General features: G+C 59.1%; 18 protein-coding genes. 6 read left to right on the top strand and 12 right to left on the bottom strand.

The annotated features are described in order from the left end of the window. Positions 1–114: 114 nt before the first annotated feature. The 9 genes from pelG to ACWKV5_RS18345 form a co-directional block, all read right to left on the bottom strand. Positions 115–1,485: an exopolysaccharide Pel transporter PelG gene (gene pelG / locus ACWKV5_RS18385; protein ID WP_483842461.1), complete on the bottom strand. Its 1,371-nt coding sequence runs from the start codon at positions 1,483–1,485 to the stop codon at positions 115–117. Further along, a complete protein-coding gene (gene pelF, locus ACWKV5_RS18380; RefSeq protein ID WP_483842460.1) occupies positions 1,486–3,000 on the bottom strand; it encodes a GT4 family glycosyltransferase PelF in 1,515 nt (504 codons plus the stop codon). Continuing rightward, a complete protein-coding gene (locus tag ACWKV5_RS18375) occupies positions 2,997–3,986 on the bottom strand; it encodes a HEAT repeat domain-containing protein (protein ID WP_483842459.1) in 990 nt (329 codons plus the stop codon). Before ACWKV5_RS18375 ends, pelF begins: the two co-directional genes overlap by 4 nt. Continuing rightward, positions 3,964–5,331, bottom strand: coding sequence for a PelD GGDEF domain-containing protein (locus ACWKV5_RS18370; RefSeq protein ID WP_483842458.1), 1,368 nt, complete (start codon positions 5,329–5,331; stop codon positions 3,964–3,966). Before ACWKV5_RS18370 ends, ACWKV5_RS18375 begins: the two co-directional genes overlap by 23 nt. A gap of 5 nt (positions 5,332–5,336) precedes the next feature. Further along, on the bottom strand, positions 5,337–5,855 hold the full coding sequence (locus ACWKV5_RS18365) for a penicillin-binding protein activator LpoB (protein ID WP_483842457.1): 519 nt from the start codon (positions 5,853–5,855) through the stop codon (positions 5,337–5,339). 28 nt (positions 5,856–5,883) lie between these two features. Then, entirely contained in the window at positions 5,884–9,474 is a 3,591-nt protein-coding gene (locus tag ACWKV5_RS18360; protein ID WP_483842456.1) for a tetratricopeptide repeat protein, read from the bottom strand. Beyond that, the gene (locus ACWKV5_RS18355; RefSeq protein WP_483842455.1) at positions 9,452–12,265 is read right to left on the bottom strand and encodes a bifunctional glycoside hydrolase/polysaccharide deacetylase family protein; all 2,814 of its coding nucleotides are present in this window, start codon (positions 12,263–12,265) and stop codon (positions 9,452–9,454) included. The genes ACWKV5_RS18360 and ACWKV5_RS18355 overlap by 23 nt, the downstream gene beginning before the upstream one ends. Positions 12,266–12,328: 63 nt before the next feature. Next, entirely contained in the window at positions 12,329–13,261 is a 933-nt protein-coding gene (locus tag ACWKV5_RS18350) for an NAD-dependent epimerase/dehydratase family protein (RefSeq protein ID WP_483842454.1), read from the bottom strand. 237 nt (positions 13,262–13,498) lie between these two features. Beyond that, entirely contained in the window at positions 13,499–13,711 is a 213-nt protein-coding gene (locus ACWKV5_RS18345) for a hypothetical protein (RefSeq protein ID WP_483842453.1), read from the bottom strand. Here ACWKV5_RS18345 and ACWKV5_RS18340 point away from each other — a divergent pair. The 5 genes from ACWKV5_RS18340 (at position 13,710) to ACWKV5_RS18320 (ending at position 16,813) form a co-directional block, all read left to right on the top strand. Next, on the top strand, positions 13,710–14,627 hold the full coding sequence (locus tag ACWKV5_RS18340; RefSeq protein ID WP_483842452.1) for a hypothetical protein: 918 nt from the start codon (positions 13,710–13,712) through the stop codon (positions 14,625–14,627). The genes ACWKV5_RS18345 and ACWKV5_RS18340 overlap by 2 nt on opposite strands. Before the next feature lie 177 nt (positions 14,628–14,804). Next, positions 14,805–15,530, top strand: coding sequence for a zeta toxin family protein (locus ACWKV5_RS18335; RefSeq protein ID WP_483842451.1), 726 nt, complete (start codon positions 14,805–14,807; stop codon positions 15,528–15,530). Continuing rightward, positions 15,527–15,694, top strand: a complete 168-nt coding sequence (locus ACWKV5_RS18330; RefSeq protein ID WP_483842450.1) for a hypothetical protein — start codon at positions 15,527–15,529, stop codon at positions 15,692–15,694. The genes ACWKV5_RS18335 and ACWKV5_RS18330 overlap by 4 nt, the downstream gene beginning before the upstream one ends. A 455-nt stretch (positions 15,695–16,149) precedes the next feature. Next, positions 16,150–16,524: a DUF6124 family protein gene (locus ACWKV5_RS18325; RefSeq protein ID WP_483842449.1), complete on the top strand. Its 375-nt coding sequence runs from the start codon at positions 16,150–16,152 to the stop codon at positions 16,522–16,524. Positions 16,525–16,555: 31 nt separating this feature from the next. Continuing rightward, entirely contained in the window at positions 16,556–16,813 is a 258-nt protein-coding gene (locus tag ACWKV5_RS18320) for a hypothetical protein (RefSeq protein ID WP_483842448.1), read from the top strand. A gap of 82 nt (positions 16,814–16,895) precedes the next feature. On the opposite strand, the gene ACWKV5_RS18315 is transcribed toward ACWKV5_RS18320, so the two are convergent. The 3 genes from ACWKV5_RS18315 to ACWKV5_RS18305 all read right to left on the bottom strand — a co-directional run bounded on the left by ACWKV5_RS18315 (position 16,896) and on the right by ACWKV5_RS18305 (position 19,332). Then, positions 16,896–18,095, bottom strand: coding sequence for a type II toxin-antitoxin system HipA family toxin (locus ACWKV5_RS18315; protein WP_483842447.1), 1,200 nt, complete (start codon positions 18,093–18,095; stop codon positions 16,896–16,898). After that, on the bottom strand, positions 18,095–18,343 hold the full coding sequence (locus ACWKV5_RS18310; RefSeq protein WP_483842446.1) for a helix-turn-helix domain-containing protein: 249 nt from the start codon (positions 18,341–18,343) through the stop codon (positions 18,095–18,097). Before ACWKV5_RS18310 ends, ACWKV5_RS18315 begins: the two co-directional genes overlap by 1 nt. A 74-nt stretch (positions 18,344–18,417) precedes the next feature. After that, a complete protein-coding gene (locus ACWKV5_RS18305) occupies positions 18,418–19,332 on the bottom strand; it encodes a YeeE/YedE thiosulfate transporter family protein (protein WP_483842445.1) in 915 nt (304 codons plus the stop codon). A gap of 158 nt (positions 19,333–19,490) precedes the next feature. Here ACWKV5_RS18305 and ACWKV5_RS18300 point away from each other — a divergent pair, with 158 nt between their 5' ends. Next, positions 19,491–20,897 carry a DUF2252 domain-containing protein gene (locus ACWKV5_RS18300; RefSeq protein ID WP_483842444.1) on the top strand — a complete coding sequence of 469 codons (1,407 nt, stop codon included), beginning with the start codon at positions 19,491–19,493 and terminating at the stop codon, positions 20,895–20,897. Positions 20,898–21,100: the final 203 nt, after the last annotated feature.

Below are 21,100 nucleotides of genomic sequence, written 5' to 3'. Positions count from 1 at the left end.
GACAGAGTAGGCAAGCCTAGCAGCGCAGCGGCCGCACACCGGTGACGTTGGTCGGATGAAAAAAAAGGCACTGAGCGATGATCGCCAGTGCCTTTTTTGTGCCCGGACAAACCGTCAGCGCGACAACATGAACGTGTCGTACTCCAGATCTTCCAGCGCCGTGGTCAGCCGGTGTAAACCCAGCAATACGCAGATCAGCAGCGACAGCGTAAACCCGTATCCGAAGAAACTCGGGCCCAGGTACATGCTGAACAGCGTCAGCATCGCGTTCAACACCGCGAACAGCACGCACAGTTCCAGCACCACGGTGCGTTTGTCCAGATAGAAGAACACGTTGAGCAAAGCCATGAACACCACTTGAATGCTCACGCCGATCAGGTCGATGTAGAACAGCGGCAGGTAGTAACTGGAGATGCCCAGCCAGTCGAGCAAACGAGGTGCGAACAGGAACAACAGCACCGCCGTCAGCCCCTGGACCTTGCAGATTTCCAGCAGCCCTTGACGGATCGACAAGGTCATTTCGGTTTTCAACTGACCGATGTGCTGCAAGGTTTCACCTTCGCGGATCGCCCGGAACAGACGGTCGTACCACTCGGCAAAATCGGTTTCGATGCGCACCAGAAACACCGCCATGCCGGGGATGATCGCCAGGTACGCGAGGAAGATCGGCAAGTCGTACAGGATCGATGCACGCAGCGGGCCGACGATTGCGTTGGAGGTCCCGGGGTTGAACCAGAACATGAACTTGTCGATCCAGATGCCCAGGTTGTAGAAGAAACCGGTGGCCAGCAGGCTGAGGAAAACGTTGCGTCGTGCGAGGAAATCGAAGGCGATGAGTTTCTCGGCCCGGTACTCGCGCAGGATGTCATAGAGGAACAGAAACAGCAGCGTGCTGTGCCCGATCAACAGCGCCAGCAACAAGCCCGGCATCTGCAGAAAGCTCAGCAGGTAAGCACTCGCGACCATCAGCGCGTAACCCACCAGCATCACCAACAAGATGCGGTTATAGGCCTTCATCCCCGAGAGGAAGATGATCACCAGCCACAGGTTGCACAGCACCACAAAGTTGGCCAACACCAATACGCGGTAGATCAGCGGTTGGTCGAACAACAGGCCCAGCACGACGATGCCGAGCAGCCCGGCGCCCAGGGTGACCAGCAACAACACGCCCAACAGGTTGGGCAGGATCTGATCGTACTTGTGTTCAAACAAGCGGTCGGACACGAACCGGGTGAAGAACAGCTGCAGGCCGCCCGTGAGGATCAGCGAGGTGGCCATCAGGTACGTCACCGTCACCAGAAACTGCCCGACCAACGCGTTCGGCAGCAACAAGCCGATACTGATGATCCCCACCAGCATCACACTGATGATCGACAACACCCAAGGCCCGGAGCTGATCAGCCCCGCGTAGACGTAGGCGTGCAACGTCGCGGTGTAGGAATCCCGCGAAAGGATTTTTCGCAGTTCGAAGCCAATCCCGGCCATTTAACTGTTCTCCATGGCAGCTTGATACAAGTCGCGATAACGCTGCAGCATCAAGGCTTCGGTGTAGTAACGAGTGACCCGCAACAAGCCGCTGGCCTGCGCGGCCTGCCAGCGTTGCGGGCTGCGCAGCAGTTCGAGGATCGCCGCGCTGGTGGCTTGCGGGTCGGCAATCGCCACCACCTTGCCGGCGTGCCCGAGGTCACGGTCTTCGGCGCTGCCGCCTTCGATCAACTCACGGCACGAACCGACGTCACTGCTGACCACCGGCGTACCGGCGGCCCAGGCTTCCAGGATCACCAGCGGTTGCGCCTCGCTGATCGAGGTCAGCACCATCAGGCCGAGTTTCGGCAGGATGTCCTGAATGCGCTGGAAGCCGAGGAAATGCACCTTGCCCTCCAGGCCCAGGCTGGCCATCAGGCTGCGGCATTCGCTGACGTATTCCGGGTCTTCCTCTTCCGGGCCGACGATCCAGCCTTCGGCGTGGGGCATGGCGCTGATCACGCCGCGCATGGCCCGCAGAAAGGTTTTGACGTCCTTGATCGGCACCACACGGCCGATCAGGCCGACGACCGGCGCAATGCCGTGGGCACGGGATTCCAGCGCGGCGGTCCACACCGGCAGGTCGATACCGTTCGGAATCACCTGGGTGCGGGACGCCATGGCGCCGTCCTTGATCTGCCGCTGACGGTTGCCGTCGTAGAGCGCGATGATGTTGTCGGCGCTGTTGTACGTCAGTTGGCCGATGCGCTCGAAGAAGCGTACCCACAAGGTGCGGATGTAACCGGAGCCGGCATCGAGGCTGCGGTTCAGCGCCTGGCCCGAACTCTCGGCAATCCAGCTGGCCTGCGCCAGGTCGATCTTGCGTTCCTTGGTGTAGATGCCGTGCTCGCTGAGCAAATAAGTGCAGTTCCAGCGCTGCTTGAGAATGCACCCGAGAAAACCCGCGTAGCCGGTGGAAATCGAATGCAGCACCCGCGCTTGCGGCATCCGTCGCGCGGCTTCGGCGAGCATCAGCAACGGCGACTGCATCGAGCGCAGGGTCCAGAAATAATTGACGAAGGACGGGTCGGCGCAATGCTGACGGTAGCCTTCGCTCAGGGTTTCCCAACTGGCGCGGCTGCGCAGCACGTCATCGAGGGTCATGCGGCCTTGGGCGATGCAGTCGAGCAAGCGTTCGCCCATGTCGAGGTCAGGCGCATCCGGGTGATGCAGGAAGCGATACAAATCCTGCAACTGCTGTTCGTCCGCCTCGCGCGGATCGCCCAGCGTCTTGGTCGGATGCGTGGCGTCTTCGAGGAACACTTCTTCGATGTGCAGCACGTTGGCCGGTACTTCATAGCGACGCGCCGAATAAGCCTGACGCTGGCCGCCGATGAACATCACCGAGAAGGTCAATTCCGGCAAGCCGAGGATCATCTGGTGAATCCAGCTGGAAACGCCGCCGCGCACGTACGGCCAGGTGCCTTCGAGCAGCAGGCAAATGTCGGCAACGGGTGCCTGTTCCTTGTGACTCATGTCCAGCTCCTGACCAATGCAGCGAACGGTGGTCGCTGACGGGTTTCTTCGGGGAGGCGTGCGAGCAGTCCGGGAATTTCGTGATAACGACCGGCCTCGAAGGCCAGTTCGGCGTGGAACGGCAGCACCTGCGCTGCGCCCATACCGTTCTCCTGGGCCTGACGGAGCAGCACTTCAGCGCGCTCGATGTCGCCACGCTCCAGCGCGATGCGCCCGGCCAGCAGAAACAGTTCACCGCCCTCGCCGGCTTCCAGGCCGAGCTCGGCATGTTCGCTGGCTTGATTGAGCACGTGGTCGAGCACGCTGCCTTGCGCCAGCCCCAGATACGCCAGTTCCCAATACCAGCGCGCCAGCCGGCCATGCAGCGCACCCGCCGCTTTGACGTTGGCGTCGGGCAGTTCACTCAGCGCGATCTGGATGTGCAGGTTGATGTCGCTTTCCTGCTTGTCGAGCATCGAATACGCCAGCAGCCGCACATCGTCGCTCGGGTCGGCCAGCGCCAGTTTGAGGATCGGCACGGCTTCTTTGCCGGGCATGCGCCGGGTGGCCAGCAACGCAGCCAGACGCTGGTCCGGATCGGGCGCATGACGCAACACGTCCTGCAAACCACCATCGGCAAATACCGGCTTGTGCAATTGCAGCTGCGCCCGATACGGAAGTTTCGGAATGCCCACCGCTTGCCACGCCTGCTTGTCGCGTTTACGGGGCAGGTACAGCGCCGGGAAAATCGCCGCGACCACACCGACCGCCCCGAGCACCGGCACAAAGAACGCCAGGCTGAAGATGAACAGCGGGCTCCACGGCAGCGGCGAACGGTAACGCGCCGGCAGCAGCAACCACACCGCCGCGCACAACATCACGCAGGCCAGGCCATGGCTCAAGGTGAACACCAGCAGTTGTTGTAATTCAGGCGCCGCGACCCACAAGCTGGCCCAACTGCCCGCCTCTAACAACAAGGCTCCGCTAAACAGCCACTTGCTGATCATTCAGGCCACACTCGTTGAACAGGAAATTACGCAGCCCGTTGCGTTCACAGCCAGGCTCCAGGTTGAACGGCAGCACACGCACGCCAAGGCTTTCCAGGCTGCTTTCGATACCAAAGTGCTCGTGCAGCAACAGGTTGATCCGCGCCAGATACCCTTCGGTGCCTTGCGGGCTGGTCAACGGCAACAGCACCAGCAACAACGAATGATCGCGATCGTTACGCAGCGACAATTGCAAATCGAGACCGCGCTGACTGCGCTCAAACAGTCGCGCCAGCTCATCGTTTGGACGGGTCATTTCGAAGGCAAACAGACCGGCCGCCAATTTGTGCTGCTCAACGTCCACCAGCGAGCGCTTGAGTTGCAGCGTGAAGTGCTGCGCATCCGCATCAGCCAGTTGCAGCACTTGCGGGTCGCGGCGCAGCAGGTCGGCAATGTGCCCGGCGAGCAAGGCCAACAGGCTCAACGTGCGATCCTGAAAGGCAAAGAAAGGCATCTGCCGCACTGCCAGAATCGCCAGCAAGCGACCTTCGGCATCGATCAGCGGAATGCACGCCTGCAGCGACGAAAACTGCGCCGAGCTGCCGGCGTCGATCAGTTCCTGACGCACGCTGACCAGTTCACCGCGCTCCAGGCACAGCTTGACCAGACCGTCTTCGGTGCCCAAAGGCCCCATGATGCCGATGGTCGCCAAGGCTTCCGGCAAGACGTTTTCTTCACGCTCATCGACGCGGTACAAACCGGCCACGCGTAACGCGCCGTATTGACCGAGCATGGTCACGATCGGGTCGGCCAGCGCGGCCAATGCATCGCCTTCGTCCGGCATGACTCGCAGCTTGTCGCGCAAGCCGAGCAAGGAGCTGCGCAAACTCTGATCGCTGCCCGCCACGCGCTGCTCAAGCAGGTCATGGGAGACCCGCAAAATCTGGTGCGCGCGGGTGAATTCGTCGAGACGGTACTGGCGGTAATCGTTGGCCATCTGCAGACGCTGCAAGCGCCGCTCCCACAGATCGCGAACCTCGCCCACCAGCATGCCGCTGACCAGAACGCCGACGATGAACGACGGATCGAGCTGCTCATATCCTGCATGCCCGATGTAGCGCAGGGCGAACATCGCCATCACCAGCAGACTGGCGCTGACCAGGCCGCGCACAAAACCGTAGCGCACACCCAGCAGCAATGGCGCGAGCACCGGCCAGGGAAAACCGGCGTGCATTTGCAGCGGGTCCTGCGGGGTCAGCCACAGGCCGAGGCCGATGGCCCCGCCCGTCACCAACAGCGTTTCCAGCCAGGACACCGGGCCGCTGGCACGCGGCGCGAGGCTGTAATCCATGTGAGGAGAATTCATTGCATTCACTCGAACCGAAGGGCGCCAACAAGTGTGTCGAGCACCGTTTGCGCGGTGCCGGCGAGGCTTTCACGGGACCAACCGGCGCGTGCGCCGCTTTTGCTCCAGAGCACACGACCGCTGCTGGCTTCGAGCACGCGCAGGCTGATGCCCACTGCCGGCTCGCCGTCCAGACCGTTCTTGTACTGCCACTCTTCAACGCTGCCGGAGACCACGTAATCGAGTTTCTGATCGCGGGCCCAATCGAGGGCGCCGGCCAGGCGTTCGTTGTCGTCCATCAGCGCTTGTTCGCCCTGGGTGCTGGCCGGGTAAACCCGTGGTTTCAGACCATGGCTGCTGAGGACGCTGAGCAGGATTTGCTCACTGCGTTCGCCCGCCTGCGGCGTCTGCGAATAGTTGACCATCGGCACCACACCCCACTTCGCAGTGCGCGGCAGATTGGGGCTGGTGTCACCGGTGAAGCTGGCGCAACCGGCGACGAACAGGACTGCCAGAGCCAGGCTCAGATTACGAATTGCTTGCATCAGTTTTTCTCCCGTAAACATTTCATGATCAGCGTCCGAATCGCACGCCGTAGCTCACACCCAGTGTTCCGCCCGCCTGACCATCCCCGCCTTGTGGCGCGGACTGGTAGCCGAAGGTCAGGGCCAATTCGTCATCGCCCAGCACTTCGACGCCGATCCCGGTGTTGATGCCGTAGTTGAAGGTTTGATCCAGCCATTGCCAGCCCGCCGTGACGTCCACCAGCCAGGTGTATTGCGGGCGAGTGCGCACCAGCGCGCCCGGCAAACCGCGACGCCAGGAGCTGCCGACATAGAGTTGGCCGTAACGGCTTTGCAGCAGATCTTCGGCCGTGACGACCGCAGGATCATCCGAGTCATCAACGCTTTTCACCGGGCCGCCGTTGGCGCTGGACAGGTAGTCCAGGGTGCGGTCCTTGACGTTGTTGTGCTGATAATCGACACCGCTGCGCACGGTCCAGTTAGGCCCGGCAAATTCCAGCGTGTGGTTGTATTCCATCTTCAGCGCCTGGCCGTTGCCCAGGGAATCGCCAGCACGGGTGGAGAAGGATTTCTGCGCCACTTCCCAACTGATCTGATCCCGCGCCGACAAGCCGTGACGACCGCCAAGCCACACACTGTCGTGCTGGCCGAAAGCGCGCATCAAGCCGCTGTCTTCGCTCTTGCGATTCCAGTCCAGGCCCGCCTCGAGCTGATCGCTGACGTCCAGCTGCCAGATCCGCGACAGGCCCAGGCCATTGCGGTCGTCGTCCTTGCGCTGGCTGGTGTCGGCGAACAGCTTGTAGCTGCCGTCGTCGACAAAACGTTGCAGCGTCAGGCCGGCGTTATTCTCGTCGCCCATGCGCGATTCAATCAGTTGATCGCTGTTGTAAGTGCCCTGCTCCAGCTCAAGGTTTGCGTACCACTGATCGCCCAGGTTGTGCGCCACTTCAAGGCGCGGGCCGTTGAATTCCAGGCCGCCGAAATCCTGTTGATGCCAGGACACCTGCGCACCTTGCGGCGTCAATTCCTGAAGCTCCACGGCTTGACGACGCAACTGCTCACGCACTGCGGCCGGTTGATCGTCGCCCAGCGCAGACTCGCTGAGATCGAGGGCTTCGGCGTATCGGCCAAGACGACTCAACGCCTGTGCACGTTGCGCCGGGTTCAGGTCGTTGCTGGCCAACAGGGTTTCGACCTGCTGTTTGTTGCGGCTGCGCAAGGCTTGTTGAATCTCTTCATAACGCTCGACCTTCAAGCCCTGGCTGCGCGCCCAATCCAGCCACTGGTCTTTCTGCGATTCCTGGTTCGTCGCGTCGAGACGCGCCAGCAACCGCTCGAACCACAATTGCAGCATGGCCGGCGAGCCGTCCTTCCACTGCGCGACTTCATTCGCCGCTTTGCCCGGCGAATAGCTGCTGGCCATGAGGCGCAACCAGATCGCGTAACGCTGGGACGACGGCTTGATCTCTTCACCCTCAGGACTGCGCAGCAACTTCAGGCGCAGGCGTTGGGCCGCATCGCGATAACCGGCGCTTTCAAGGGCATCGGCATACGCCGCGCGCACCAGCCAATCCTGCGGGCTGGTCTTGAGGTACAGGCGATACCAGGCCAGGGCTTCGCTTTCACGACCGAGCAACTGGCTGGCACTGGCGAACGGCAGCCACAGAATCCGGTCTTGCCGCGCCTGCGGACGCCATTCGGTCAGCAACGGTTTCAGCGCAGTAGTGTTGCCCTGATCGATGTAGAGCCACATCAGGCGTTCGCGGAACTGGTTGTCATCCGGGAAGCGCGACAAGCCCAACAGGTACAAGCGCTGCGCTTCTTCGGTTTGCCCTTGCTGAACCGCCAAAGCACCGCGAATCGCCAGCACCTGCGCTTGCTCGCTGGCGTCCGGGTATTGCTCGGCACTCTTGAGCAGGGCGGCGACTTGCGGCCAGTCCTGCAAGTCCTGAGCTTGCTGCAAGGCCTCGACCAGACGCAGCGGATCATGCACGCGCTGCCAACTGCCGACCATCATGGTCAGGGCGCGTTTCGGATCGCTGGTGCGGTACATCGTGATCAGTTGGCTTTCGTCGCCGCTGTTGAGCGAACCCCGAAGGGCGAGGAGTTTTTCCAGGGACGCTTGCAGCTCGTCGTCGAGCTCCAGATCCCAGGCCAGCGACGAGCGCAGGCTCCAATATTCTTCATCGGTAATCTTGCGATTGTCGATCTGCACCACGCCCCACGCCGACTGATTGTCAAACAGCTTCAAGTAGGTGTTGGCCCAATCGATGCGTTCGGTGGTGGTCAGCGCAAAACGTTTCGAATAGCTCTTGTAGGTCTCGGCCTTGTGCGCGTACTGCCCGGTGTTTTCCAGGTTCTGCACCAGGCGCGTCCACGCCAGGCGATGGCTCGGGTACTTGTTCAGGTAAGCGCGCAACCAGGCTTCGGCTTCGGTCGGGGTGCCCCGTGATTCGTGGCCATAGATCAGCGCATCGAGTTCGACGTCGGTCAAGGCACGCTGCTGCATGATCTCGGCGAGCAACGGAATCGCCTGATCGAAGTCGTACTGCTGGCTTGCCAGACGCCACGCGTGTTCGCGGGTTGTTGGGTCTTCGTGCAGTTTCAGCAAGCGAATCCAATAGGCCAGGGCTGCCTGACCATCGCCACGCCATTCGCCCAGATGCGCCATTTGCTCGAGCAAGGCCAAGTCATCCGGGTGTTCGGCCACGAGTTGCTCACCGCTTTCCCAGGCACCGGGCAGATCGCCAAGCGCCAGGCGCATGCCGAATTCTTTCCTGAGGATTTGCGGGTTGTCTGGCTGCAAGACACGCCACTGATCAAGGAATCGCTGCGCCAGGTCGAAGCGCTGGCTGCCGACGGCGACATCGACGCCCTGCTCCAGCCACGCCGCATCATTTTGCGGATCCTTGAGCTGATCCAGTTCATCGGCGAGCACCTGCGCGGCCTGGTCACCGTGACCGGCGGCCAAAAGGCTGTTGAAGGCCAGTTGCGCGTATTCACGTCGCTCGGGACCTTTACTGTCCTTTTTCAGTTGCAGGTAAATCTCGGCGGCGCGATCCGGTTTCTCACCGGCCAGATACCACTGCGCGGCGGATTTGAGCGACTCGATGCGCTGCGCCGGATCGCGCCCGGCGATTTCTTCGTAGACGCTGGCGGCGAACGCCGGCGCCTGAAGGGTCAATGCCAGCTTGGCCAGGTTCTGCAATTGCGGCAGCGGCAGCATGCTGTGATCGAAGCCTTGCAGGCGTTCGATCAACGCTTTCTGAGCAACCGGATCGTCAGCCTTCGCCGCTTCCAGTGCGTCCAGTTCCAGACGGTAATAGGCCTGCAACCCGAGTTGCGGTGTCGGCCAACTCTCAAGGTGCTGACGCGCCTTGGTGTAGTCGCCGAGGCGGATCAACAGGTCGACCAATTGCAGGCGCAAATGGTCGTCGTCCGGGTGCGCCGACAACAGCAGTTCGGCGTAATTGGCCGACACCGCATCCGGCTCGCGGCCATCGGGCTGGAACACTTCTTCGCGCTGGAACGTCAGCCAAAGGATGCCACCGACCGCCACTGCCACCACCGCCAATGTCCACGGATTGAGCAGGCGGCCGCTTTTAGTGGCTGAAGACTTAGTTGCAGAAGAGCTGACCATGACTCACCTGCTTCATTGGTAATTGAAAAGTCCACAGGCCGGCGGATGCCTTGCCTGCAAAACGTTGTCCGTCCACTTCAACCCGGCACGTGCCCGAGGCGCGCACGGAGAAGCTCAGGTCGACCTGCCCGGCGAACGAAAAGTCCACCTGGCGCTCATCCACGTAGCGCCAGTCCACCAGCGGCAGATTGGCGTCCTCCAGTGCCGGTCTTTCATCCCGATCGGGGCGCAACACCAGCAACGCGTGGTCGCCGCTCAAGGCCACGTAACGGCCCTGCGGCAAGTCGCGAACACCGGCCACGCCTTGCGAACGCATCAGGTCCGGCCAGCCCATTTGCGGGTCGAGCCGCACGGTGCGCAGCGCGTCCAGCCCACGAATCTGCCAGGCGCCATCGGCGGTGCGCGCCATGCTCACTTGATACAAACCGTGCAAACGATCGAGGTAATCGCTCATCCACAGCGACATCGGCTGCTGGGTTTTCATGTAGCCGTAGATCTCGCCCATGGCCTTGATCGAGGCCTGCTTGGTGCTGGAATAGAAGTGGTAATACAGGTGCAGGCCGCGCATACGCCGCGGGCTGTCGGTGAGTTCAAAGGTGTCGATCACATCGCGGAAGCCGTAATACGGGCCCTTCCACAGGTTGGTGTAGAGGTTCTCGTTGATGATCGGCGCGTAGTACTGCAAGCCGCCTTCGGTGGGGCGCAGCAGCGGGTTCAAACCGGTCAGCGACGGATTGGCCTTGGTCATCATGGTCTCGGCGCCGTTGACGTTTTTCAGGCCGGCGTCGTAGGCCAGTTTGATGGTCGCGGCCGAAGGCAATGCATCGCCCGGCCAGAACACCATCTTCACCGGTTTTTCCGGGGTGGTGAGGTGTTGGTTGATGTAGTCGCGGGAGCCAAAAATCTCGCGACGAAAATCGATTTTGTCGTAGCCCGGAATGGCCATTTTCAAGCCGTATTCCGGGTGGAAATTTTCGCGTTTCTTCGCCAGTTCAGGCTGCAGGAAAAACGGATGGCTGAAGGTATGCGTGGCGACTTCGACTTTCGGGTCGGCGAACAGCTCACGGGCAATCGGCTCCAGTTCGCGGGCGAGAAACGGGAACATCCCGCGTGGCGAAATCTCACCTTCGATCACCGACACCGAGGTCAGAAACGGATTGGGCCGAATGAAGTCGTCAAGCACCTGCTTGCCGGCGTACGGCGTGCCGCGCACTTCGGCGCGCGACGGGAAACCATCGCCGTCGATGTGCACGGTGGCAATACGACGACCGTTTTCAGTGGTGGTGTCCGGGCGCGGTTGCACCGGCAGGCGCAGGCTGGCTTGAAGGAACGCGAACGGGTCGAGAATCCAGCGGCTGCGCTCGTTGTTCGCTTCGAGAATGTATGGCGCAAGGGCCAAACCGCCCCAGTCGGCCACGGCGACCGGAGCAAAGGCCTGGCCGTCGGCGGCGGTCAGCAGCAACGCGGCTTTCGGGCCTTTGGGCAGCAGGGAAATCGCGGTCAGGTCACGGGATCGGGGCTGCACCGGTGCTTCGAACGCTCCGATCAGCGCCTTGTCCTGATAGGTGATGCTCAACGCTTGGGTGGCGATGGGCGCTTCGCGGGTCAAGCCCAGACGCTTGAGCAGCAGCGGGTCCAGAATCGGTAAACCGGAAAAGAACACCACCGGGACTTGCTCGTCCAGGTGCTTGCTGATCCAGGTGTTGAACGCCGGGGCGTCCTGCGGCGGGCCGCTGGTCATCCAGGTGATCACGCCGGCGTACAAACCGCTGAAGCGGTACTTGGGCAGGGTGTTGTCCACCGGCAGGTAATCTACGCGGTAGCCGAGGTATTCGAGCAAGCCACCGAGCAGCGTGTGCCCGGCGTTGCGGATCAGGTCGCCTTCGCGCGGGTCGAACAGCAGCGCGACCCGGCGCGGCTGGACTTCGATGTTGCTGACGCCCATCGAGTCCAGCTCAGGGGTGCCGATGTACGGAATAAAACCCTCTTCGCGAAGTTGCTTGGCCAGCTTGCGCGCTTCGTCGCGGCGCTCCGGCGGCAAGTAGTCGATGGCCACCAGCGGGATGCCTTTGGCGCGCAACGGCTGGATCTGGGTTTCCAGCCACGCACGGTCGGCTTCAGGCACCGGGCGATAGCGCTTGGCGGTCGCATCCCAACCGGCGTGGATCGACTCGATCGCCACCGCCGCGGCCACACCATCGAGCTCGGGCAGGACTTCAAAGCCACGGTTGAAAAACAGCTTCAGCGTCGGCTGGCGGTGGTGCAATTCGCGCAGGAAACTGGCGAGCGCCAGACGTTGGGTTTCTCGCTCAGCCTCGGGCTGCAACTGGAAACTGTCGAGGGTGTCGAGGAACAACCCGGCATAGCCTTCGGCCTGCAACGCCTTGGCGCGGCCGAACAAATGTTCACGCCACGCTGGCGCTGCCAGGTTCATCACCTGACTATCCCACGCACCGTTTCGCACCGGGCTGACTGCGCCGGCGAGGTGGGCGTTTTCGATGTCGCCCTTGTTGCCGGCGAACTCGCCGATGGACAAATAGGCAAACGGCTGACTGCCCAAATTGCGCAGGGTTTTGACGTCGCCCTGGGTCATATGCCCGGGCTCGACCACCGACCAATCGAATTGTGCGAGTTCCGGGATCGGCGGTTGATCGGCGTACCAGAACGTCACGCTAGAGGGCTGTGGTAACGCGGCGGCCTGGGCAGCCGGGCCACTCACGATAAGCGCGATGGCAGCCAACAGCCGTTTGGCGGCCGAGCGGACACGCGTCCTGCGAAAAACGATTTCCATAACGCACTCTTGAGTGTGACTGAGTCGATGCTGATTGAACGTCGTGCCGAGTGACCGGCCGCGTTACAGACTGCGGATTAGCTGGGCCAAACCCTTGCCGATAGTGGTCGGCTCAGGGAGTTTGAAACGCTCGAGCAGGCGAGCGTTGTTGGCACGCGAGTGGCGAATGTCGCCTTGTCGAGGTGCGTGATGAATCACCTTCAACGGGGTGCCGACAACAGCCCCCAGTTCAGCGATCAGGTCGTTGAGGCTGGTGGAACGGCTGAGCCCTACGTTGACCGCGCCGGGTTTCGGTTCGTTCACTTCCAGTGCCTGCACGAGAATGCTCACCAGGTCCTGAACGTAAACGAAATCGCGGGTCTGCCCACCGTCACCGAAGATCGCCACCGACTGCTCGGCCATGGCCAGTTTGGTGAAAATGCTGATCACGCCGGAGTACGGCGAAGACGGATCCTGGCGCGGGCCGAAGATGTTGAAGAAGCGGAAGATCATCGGTTCCAGGCCGTGTTCGCGGCGATAGAAATCCAGGTAGTACTCACCGGCCAGTTTGTCGGCGGCGTACGGCGTGAGTGGGGATTTCGGCGTGTCTTCGTGAATCGCCGTGCCTTCACCGTTGTTGCCGTAAATGGCCGCGCTGGACGCATACACCACACGCTTGATCCCAGCCTTCGACATGCTTTCGCAGACGTTCAGGGTGCTGACGAAGTTGCTTTGATGAGTGCTGACCGGATCATCCACCGAAGCCTGCACCGAGGCGACCGCCGCCAGGTGAACGACAGCGCTGCAATCGCGCATGGCCTGTTCAACGACAGCACCATCCGCCGCATCACCGATGACCAGGTTCAGATTGGCATTGTCCATCGGCAGATTAGCCACTTTGCCGGTCGACAAATTGTCCAGCACGCGAACCTTGTAGCCCTTGCCGAGCAATGCTTCGACCAGGTGCGACCCGATAAATCCCGCCCCGCCGGTGACCAGTATTCGCTCGACAAACATCAAATTTCTCCCTGAACAGTTGAGCGGATACAAGTGGTTATTCCGCCGCCTTCATGGCGCAAGGCCACCAAAACGCGGCCGATAATGGGAGTTCAGAGGGGCACTGTCAATAGTTTGTCTAAACTAACGCAGCACGAAAAGATAGTCATTTATTTGACGACATTTATTAGATTCAATGTGTCATGTTATTGCCACGTTTTCCCGACAGACTCGTCTAAACCGGGCTTCTACGTCCGGTTACAAACCCTTCTGCGGACGACGCTGAACTGGCGTCAGTACTTCAATACTTATCGACACAAGCCACTGGACGATGACGGCGGAATCGAGGCGGATCGCGACGACTTCCAGTACGGATTTTCGCGACCGATCAAATCGCTGATTCACCGTTTGCAGTGCCGAATCGAGTCGCTGATCTATTCTTCGCTTCAGTCTTTTCAGGAAAATATTCATGAATCGCTGGATTGCCGTCGGTCTGTTTTCAGCAATCGCTACTTTTGCGCAGGCCGCCTCCGAGGTCGAACCGCGTGTCGAGCAGGTTCCTTTTGATAAGGGAAGCGATAGCGCCAGGATCGACCAATCCATCAAAGGCCCACTCACCGCGCAATACCGCGTCAGTGCGAAAGCAGGCCAGATACTGACCGTCGACCTCAAACCCTCCAACGCCTCGGCCTACTTCAACATCGCCGCCAAAGGCCAGGACACCGCGCTGTTCAACGGCTCGATCATGGGCAATCACTTCATGGGCCCGTTGCCCGTTGATGGGGTGTACACGGTTCAGGTGTACCTGATGCGCAACGCGGCGCGGCGCAACGAAGTGGCCAACTACAACCTTTCTCTAAACCTCAGCCCGACGACGGACAGCGCCCAGCCGTTTGATCAAACACTAGAACTGCAGGGCGTACGTTTTCAGGTGAAGGGCGAATGGGTCGACGGGAATCCAGTGGTGCGCATCTCGCCTCAAGGGCTGGAGATCGACAACTCGGCGATCACTCGACCGCTGACGGGTAACATTGCCCGCGCTGAAGTCGCCGACCTTGATCGGGATGGCTCGCCGGAGATTTACGTGTTCGCCAGAGCACCGGGGCGCGGGATGCCCGGGGAGTTGGTGGCGTACGCGGCTAACCATAAGAAGTCGCTGAGCGAGATTTACCTTCCGCCGGTTGGTGAGAACACGAAAGTGGCCGAGGGGTATCAGGGGGAGGATGAGTTTGCGGTGGTGGAGAATATGTTGGTGCGGCGGTTTCCGGTTTATGACAGTGCGGTGGCTGGCGCGGGGAGGACGGGGAAGATGCGGCAGGTTGAGTATCGGTTGGTGGCTGGGGAGGCGGGGTGGGTTTTGAAGGGGGGTGACGCAACCGACTATTGAGAAGAGAGCAGTCATGCATTCGACAAACTTCGTTCTCAACTTTAGGAAATTTCCCTCACGTTGTGGCGAACACCTTGAACTCGGGCGCAGTAAGCAAACCGGTATGCTTTCAGTCAAACAGACTCGTTGTCTTTTTCTGTTCCACCTTGATGATCTTCATAGCAAAGGAATGGACGAATGACTCCTGCTGAACAGCTAATGCGAGACGAGGCGATTTGCTTTGCTCGATCGAATAAAAAAGCAATAGCTAAGCGCCGGACTGACAAAGCGCAGTACCCGCCGGAACAAGACCCAGTGTCAGTATTTATGGCCGGTTCGCCAGGGGCAGGAAAAACCGAGGCATCAATTGCACTGATAAATCTCTTTGCTGATACGGCGATTCTGAGAATCGATCCTGATGAGCTTCGCAGCGAATTTTCTGAATACACAGGAGGAAACGCATGGATTTTCCAGAGTGGTGTGTCAATTCTGGTCGAGAAAATTCTAGATTTCGCTTTCGAGCAGAGACAGTCTTTTGTGCTAGATGGAACATTGTCGAATATAGATGTCGCTAAAAGGAACGTAGAACGATCCTTGCGAAAGGGGAGATTTGTGCAGATTCTTTATGTCTACCAAAATCCGCTCCTGGCTTGGGAGTTTGTCAAAGCCCGTGAAGAAGCCGAAGGAAGAAAAATCCGCCCAGAGCATTTCGTCGATCAGTATTTTGCCGCACGTGACGTCGTAAACGCTCTTAAGCTAGAGTATGGAGGAGACGTCCATGTGGATTTACTCCTCAAGCATATCGACAATTCAGGACGTCTATACAAGGCTGGGGTCGATAAAATTGACTACCATATCCCTGAGCGACATACGCGAGCTGATTTAATGGCTCAGCTCGGGTTAGGATCAGGAGCACATCTATGATGTCGATCAAGCTAGGTTTTACTAAAGGAGCCAAGAGCTCCTTTGCAGACTTTATTAGGAACGCCAAGGCAGAGCAGAAAAAGCGTGTCTATAGCGAAGTGCTTACAGAAGCCACCAAGCAGCAGAACCTTGTGATGATGGAGGCTGAGGCCAAACGAGGTTAACCCACTGCGCTGATAAGAAGCCCGCCCAATTGTCGGGCTTTTTTTTCGCCAATTTTTGGCTAGTCATCGCCTCCCATCGGACTAGTTCTTGCCGGCGCTCACTTGCTCTGATTCGCAAGCGCAAGCTATCCCAGTGGATGTAGTCCGCGTCCTAGGAAACTTCCCGCAACTCGTATCGACTTTCATGAACTGGCGGAAGCGGTTCTGCGTCGATAGCCTTCAGATGTCGCTACAAAACAGCGATCGGCTTTGACAGGCTGAAACCAGTAACTTTCACTCTTCCTGATAAAACGGCATGCTTACGCGTGTGCATTTTTTTCATGGCGGTTGTGCGTGGGGCATCTTCGGGTGCACCGGTTTCTGGTTTGCCGGTCTGTCAACCCGCGTACGGCTGCCACCCTTCCCTGTTTGACAGCAGGGGCGTGGCGGCTCCTTGAATAAACCAGAGATAGACCATGAAAAAACACAGCCCCAATCCACCGGACCCGGCAACAGAAACTATCGATTTGTCGGCGCTCTCAGAAGCCACCGAACGCACCGTCAGCGCTCGCCTACGCAACCCACAACACCCCGACCCCATCAGCCACGTCTTCACCCTCCTCCCCGACATCGACACACCCACCCTGCTCGCTCACGCTTGCGAAACCCTCGCTTCGCTCAACGTCATGACCACCGACCTTGCCTGCGAACTCGAAGGCTCGCGGCGGAACGTGGCACTGGCCATTCAGCAGTTGAGCGTACTGGCGGAGCTGTTGGTCAACCGTGCGCTGGACAACCTTGATCCGCCTGACGGGCTGCCTGAGGTTCTGTCTGCAGTCATTACTGCTTAGTCAGTTCTTTTACCAAATGGAGGGTTTTGTCATGGATAGATACATGCCTATCACCGGCATCGACTGCACCATCGCGTCGTTGCTGATCGACACCGAAGCACCGCTGGACGTGCTGCACGAAACCGCGGCTTACCGTATCCGCACCGCGACTCAGTTGCTGGAGAGCATCGCGTTTGGCGAGGGTATTCACAGTGAACTGGCGCGGGTACTGGTGACGTCGCTACGCGATGGCTGCGATTTGCTCGATGTCGTAGGCCGGCGATTGCAGGCGCAGGTTTCGACGATCTAACGAAGTGGCCATAGCCCATCAATAAAGAAGGCACCTGACGAGAACATCGCAGGTGCTTTTTTGGCTTTAACTAGAAACCGGATTACCCAAACGTCAGCGCAAAAGGCGCAGCCGCTTGTTGAATGGCACTGACCACATGAGGAGCCCGCTCCCGATGCTGCGGGTGACGATCAATCACAACCTCCAGTGCCGTTAACATCTTCTGAATACGCTCTCTTGGCTGTTCGATGTCACACGTTTGTGCAAACTCCAACAACCCTTGGCGGGAGGCAAATAATGACTTGTTTCCCGCCAGGTCCAGAGCCAAAACGTCTTCCGGAATGTAGGCCGTGGTGTTGACGATATCGTAGGCCGGTGCAAGATGCGCATCACGCTGCGTAGGCTCCGAATACAGCAAGCCAAAGTTCTTCAGATGAGCGTCACCGTTTCCAACAATGCAACTCAAAGCGACGCTATCGAAGAGTTGATCGAGAGAGGATTGCAGGTGTTTTGCGGGACAGAACAACCGTACAGCCTTGGCGATTGCCGCATAACTTTTACTGTACTTCTGCTCAGCCGATAACCCCATCAACGCCGCCATATCCTCGAAACCGATCGGATTTAGTTGCTGGTCTCGGTCAAAGCGTCGCATGACAAACAGCTGAGCGTTATCGGACAGAAAAAACTCAGGAACGGGAATGCCTGCTTCCTTGGCAATGGACATGCAAAGGAACTCATTGATCGCCAATCCAGGGAACTCCTCCCGACCACTTTTGATGATCAAGTCCGAGGTTTTCGAGGTGACTCGCGGCAAATCAGTTTCCTGCTGTTCAGGCACCAACACCTTGGGTTGAACACCGGAAATACCTGCACGCAGAATGTAACGGTCAAGCAGGTCAGCGAAGATATCCTCGGTACCGTCCCACGTCAGGATCTCTTCGAGCTTTTCCCCAGGAAATTGCTGATCAGCCAGTAAAGTATCGATCGTTTCGGAGCGTACCTGGACCCGTCCAATGGGCGAACTGCTACCGGAAAGCGCCAACAACAGCATCGGGTCCACGTTAACGGTTTTAGCCAAGCGATTACGCAATTGCTCCAGGACGTAACCTTCCGGCAGGTTCATCTGAAAAATCGGATGCAGATCGCGTCGACGGAATTCGTCTGGTCGCACAGGCATCGACAAACTGATCGCCATGGAAGGCAATGCATCTTCGTCATAGCGAAACAGGAAGTCCTCAGCACTGGTGAGAATTCTGCCGCTATTGCCCTCTGGGGTACTGACACTGAGAGAAGTCATTTTCATTAGAACAGATCCCCAAGCTCTTCCAGCGTCGGCATCGCCGCCGGAATGACCGATAGCTCACAATCCAGTGCGGCTAGAATTCGCGCAAAAGCGATCATTCCTACGGAAATGGTGCCTTTTTCTACTGCGATAACTTTGTATCGTGTCAGCCCGGCGAGTTCGGCAAGCTGGGCTTGCGTCAATCCACGATTGATACGTTTTTCGCGTATTTGATCGCCAAGGCGAGTGATGATCAGAGAATAGTCCATGTGCAGTTACCGTAACATTTATAGCTCAATGTACCGTATACACAACATTGAAGCGACCTCGGATTCCTGACTTATCAAATTCGCCCACTAATCCGCCTCATCCCAACCCCCACCAATATCCCCAAAACAATCGCCCCCAACGGTACCGCGCCCACCCACGTCATCGTCGGGAACACCAACAAGATCTGCGAATCATTCCCCCCCAGCATCATCGACGCCCCAATCCCCATCAGCACCCCCGCCAGCAAATGCTTCCCCGCAGTCATCACGTCAAACCGCTGGTAACGGAAGGTCCGGCGATGCAGCGTGTAACTGGCCATCCCCAGCAACAGCACGACGAATACCGCCACTCGCCGACCGGTCAGGGAGCTCTCCCCTGAATCCCAGAACATTTGCGAGACGTTGTAAATGAATACGCTCGGGGTCCACAGCGGTTCGAAGGTGTAGAGGGCGCTGGTCAGGGCGCCCAGCAGCATGCAGGAAAGGACCAGGTGTTTGTCACCGTGAACGCGGATCAGCCATAGCAGCACCAGCAGGACGATGCCCAGGGTCAGCCAGTAGTGGCGGCTGGTGATGGTCGGCATTTGCAGGATTTTGTGTTCGGCGAGCATGTTCAGGTGATACCAGAGGACGATCCCCAGCACCCAGCCAAAAATGGTGAAGGCTTTGTTGAAGTTGCCGCTGGCGAGTTTGGTGAGCGTGCCGACGCTGCAACCGTCATTGAGGACCGAGGCGAGACCAAACAACAGCCCGCCGCCGACCAGTGACAGGTAGCCGACCTCTGGAATGAATAGCGGCTGACTGACACCAAACACTGCATAGAGCGGCGCCAGTAACAGGCCGAACAAACCGCATGTGATCAAAGACACAAACAACGTCGGTCGACGCCTGAGCAACAACCCCGTGGCATTGACCAGGCACATGCCCATGCGCTGGGACACCCAGCCGATCAGGAAGGCCAGCAGCAGCGATATCAGGAGTGAGAGCACAAACCTCCTTGTTGCCAGGTTGCGAGAGGGAACGTTGCGAGAGGGAACAAAGGCATGAAGGACAGATTAGTCGCTGCTCAATCACTTCGGATAAGCCTGCAAAGCCCTTCTACACTCAGTTCGATCTCACCTCATAACGTCACCCAAAAAGAGCCCCCATGACCACCCTCAACGACCGTTTGAAGCAAGGCAAGGCTGCTCGCAAAAACTGCTCGCGCAGTGCTCAAGCGTCCATGGGAAAAGTGACCCGTGACCCCATCCCGCTGATCAAACGGTCCAGCGAAGGCCGGATCAAGTCGCTGGTCGAGTTACGGTATGGGCGCATGCTGGTGTCGCCGTTCACCTTCTATCGCGGCAACGCCTTGCTGCAGGCTCACGACCTGGCCACCACGTCCAACATGGGCCTGGTCTCGACGATCTGCGGCGATTGCCACCTGATGAATTTCGGTGGTTTTGCCACGCCCGAGCGCAATCTGTTGTTCAGCGTGAACGATTTCGACGAGGTCCACCCCGGTCCGTGGGAGTGGGATCTGAAACGTCTGGTGGCGAGTTTCATGGTGGCGGCTCGCGACCTGCGTCACGGTGAGACGGTGGAAGAAGACGTCTGCCTCCAGGTTGTGCGCGCCTATCAGGACACCATGCTGGAGTGCGCCCAACAAAGCTCGCTGGAGAACTGGTATGAGTCCATCAGCTACGATGATTTGCTCAAGCAGGCGAGCAAAAGCACGCTGGAGCATGTGGAGCGCGCCATCGAAAAAGCCGAACGGCGGACGCATGCCGAGCTGCTGCCAAAGATCAGCGAGCGTGACGCGAAAGGCCATTTGGTGATTCGCGATGACCTGCCGGAAATTTTCCATCTGCATAAAGACACCACGCTGCTGGACGCCGACGATGACTGGCTGCGCCTCTCGGACTGGCGCCCGCTGTACAAAACATTCATGAGCGATTACCGAAGCACGCTGCAAGCCGACCGTCGTGAGTTGCTGTCACGGTTTCACGTTCACGACATGGCCTTCAAAGTCGTGGGCGTGGGCAGTGTCGGCACCCGTTGCCTGGTGGCGTTGCTGACGGATGAACAGGAGTTCCCGTTGTTCCTGCAATTCAAGGAAGCGCGGCGTTCGGTGCTCGCTGATTACGTGAAGGTCAAATCACGTGTCCGGCATGAGGGTCAGCGGGTGGTCGATGGTCAGCGCTTGATGCAGTCGGCCAGTGACCTGTTCCTTGGCTGGGCCACCGGTCCCAACGGTCGACACTTTTATGTGCGCCAGTTGCGCGACATGAAGATTTCAGCGGAGCTGGAAAACTTCGATGCCGAAGCCTTTGAGGCCTACGGGCGCTTGTGTGGTCGCGCCCTCGCCCGCGCGCATGCCAAATCATCCGGGCACGCCTCGCAGATCAGCGGCTACATCGGCAAGAGCGATGCGCTGGCCGAGGCGCTGGTCAAGTACGCGAAGAACTACACCGACCAGAACGGCCGCGACTATGAACGATTCCAGCAAGCCTGCCGCAAGGGCCAGTTGCGCGCGCGTTCAGAGGCGGATTTTGCGGCGGATCATTTGCCGTAGACGCACCGCGCGCGGGCGTTCATCTACATGAACTTTTCTTCACCCCATCGCGCCTCAACAATCGGTACATTGCCCTCGCTCATTCAAGAAACTACGGTTTGCCCGCCCTCCCGCGGGCTTTTTTTTGGTTCTTCACGGAATCCCGGGAAACACAGAAACAAGAACGCCGATTTGATTGATGATGTTCGTGCGAGCAAACACAT

Source organism: Pseudomonas oplopanacis, from assembly GCF_057128725.1.
The sequence above is the reverse complement of the archived record's forward strand: the minus strand, read 5'-3'. Positions and strand labels throughout refer to the sequence as shown.